The sequence below is a fragment of the Stenotrophomonas sp. HMWF003 genome (assembly GCF_003061285.1).
Lineage (GTDB): Bacteria > Pseudomonadota > Gammaproteobacteria > Xanthomonadales > Xanthomonadaceae > Stenotrophomonas > Stenotrophomonas maltophilia_AP.
Map to the genome: position 1 here is coordinate 17,764 of NZ_QAIW01000381.1, position 2,464 is coordinate 20,227.

The 2,464-nt window shown below is 70.4% G+C and carries 1 protein-coding gene; it reads right to left on the reverse strand.

From position 1 onward, the window contains the following. The coding region (locus DBR34_RS16325) for an Ig-like domain-containing protein (RefSeq protein ID WP_219928318.1) at window positions 1–2,464 on the reverse strand (2,464 nt) is incomplete at both ends.

Sequence of the window (2,464 nt, forward strand, 5' to 3'; positions counted from 1 at the left end):
TCGGCACCGAACTGCAGGCCCGCCGGCACCGCGCCGGGCACGCGGAACACCGCACCGGCCGGTGCGTTGTCATTGGTGCCCACATTGCCGGCCAACAGCTGCCCGGCCGGGGTGGAGAACACATCGGCCGCCGCCAACGGCGCAACCAGCAGGCGGATCTGGGCGGTATCGCAGTTGCCCGGCAGCGCCGCTTCGCACAGCTGGTAGGTCAGCGTGACCGCACCGGCCGGCACGCCGCTGGCGACGGCGAGCACGCCATCGCTGCCCAGCGTGTAGCCCGAAGGCGCGCCCACCAGGGTGAGCAGCACATCGGCCGACGGCGGCGGCACGGTGCCATTGAGGCTGTCGTTGCCCAGCACCGACGCCGTGCTGCCGCCCACGGCAGGATTGATCGGCGTGGCACGCAGGTCATCGTCGTTGGCCACCAGGGTGCCGGCATTGACGTTGACCGTGACCGACGCGCCGGCGCACACGGCGGTGTCCGGTGCGGGCAGGCAGGCCTGATAGGCGAAGGTGACCGCGCCCTGGGTACCCACCGGCGGCGTGTAGGTGAAGGTGCCATTCGGATTGAACACCAGCCCGGCCGGCGCGGTGCCGCTCAGGCTGAAGCTGGCGTTGGCCGGTACGTTGTCGTTGCCGGCCACGTTGCCGGTCACCGGCACGCCCACCTGCGTGCTCAGCGTGTCATTCACCGCCACCGGCGCCAGCAACAGCTGCACCGCAGCGGTGGCGCAGTTGCTGGGCAGGGCCGCTTCGCACAGCTGGTAGGAGAAGGTGACCGCACCGGCGGCCGCGCCACCGGGGACGGACACCGTGCCGTTGCTGTTGATCACATAGCCGGCCGGAGCGCCCACCAGGCTCAGGATCACATCGGCCGGGGCCGGCGGAACCGCGCCGTTGATGGTGTCGTTGCCGAGCACGCTGTTGGTGGTGCCGCCGCTGGTCGGGTTGATGATCGCGCCGCGGAAGTCATCGTCGTTGGCCACCAGCGTGCCGGCGTTGACGTTGAGGGTGACCGTGGCGGTATCGCAGACGCCGGCGAACGGCGCGGCCAGGCACGCCTGGTAGGTGAACGTGGTGGTGCCGGTGTACTGCGGCGGCGGGGTGTAGGTGAAGCTGCCATCGGGATTGAACAGCAACCCGGCCGGCGTGGCACCGGTCACGGCATAGGTGGTGCCCGCAGCGACACTGTCATTCACCGCCACGTTGCCGCTGACCGCGCGCGCCACCTGGGTGGTGAACGCATCGGCCACCGCGTCGGGCGCGATCACGACCGCGATGCTTGCGGTGGCGCAGTTGCCGGTGCCGGCCTGGCACAGCTGGTAGGTCAGGCTGATCGGCCCGGCCGGCGCGCCGGCCGGCACCTGCAGCTGGCCGTTGGCGGTCAGTGTGTAACCGGCGGGCGGTGCATTGATCAGCGACAGCGTGGCCTGTGCAGGCAGGATGGCGGCGCCGTTGAGGGTGTCGTTGACCAGCACGCTGGCGGTGAGTCCACCGGCACTGGTCAGCGGCGCGGCGGTGAAGTCGTCGTTGCCAGCCACGATGACGGCGGCACCCACGTTGACGGTCACGGTGGCGGCATCGCACACGCCCGCATTCGGCGCCGGCAGGCACACCTGGTAGCGGAAGCTGTCCGGACCGGTAAAGGCCGGCTGCGCGGTGTAATTGAACGTGCCATCGGCATTGACCGTCACCGTGCCGTGCGCAGCCACGGCCAACAGGCTGTACTGTGCGCCCACGCCCACGTTGTCGTTGCCCGCCACCGAGCCGGTCAGTGCGATGCCCGCGGTGGCCACGAACGTGTCGTCCACCGCATCGGGGGCGACCACCAGCTGCACGCTGGCAGTGGCGCAGTTGGTGGGCGTGGCGATCTCGCAGATCTGGTAATCGAAGCTCACCGCGCCTGCCGCCGCACCGGCCGGCACCTGCACCTGCCCGTTGGCGTTGACGGCGTAGTTGGCCGGCGCACCGCTCAGGGTGAGCAGCACCGAGGCCGGGAGCACCGCCACCCCATTGAGGGTGTCGTTGCCCAGCACGCTCACCGCGGTGGTGGCGCCCGGCAACAGCGGCGTGGTGAACACATCGTTGACGGCGGCGATCTGGTTGGCCTGCACGTTCACGCTGACCGTGGCGGTGTCGCACACAGTGCCGTTCGGGGCCGGCAGGCACACCTGGTAGGTGAACGAATCCGGCCCGGTGTTGGCGTTGGACGGGGTGTAGCTGAAGGTGCCGTCGGCGTTGACCACGGCCGTGCCACGGGCGGGTGCGGTGGCCAGGGTGTAGGTGGAACCGCTGGCGGTGTTGTCGTTGCCGGCCAGGCTGCCGGTGGCTGGCTGACCGCCGCCGGGCGTGGTCACCGTGTCGTTCACCGCATCCGGGCTCACCACCAGGGTGGCCGTGGCCGTGGCGCAGTTGGCCGGCAAGGCGGTTTCGCAGAAGCGATAGGTCAGCGACAGCGGACCGG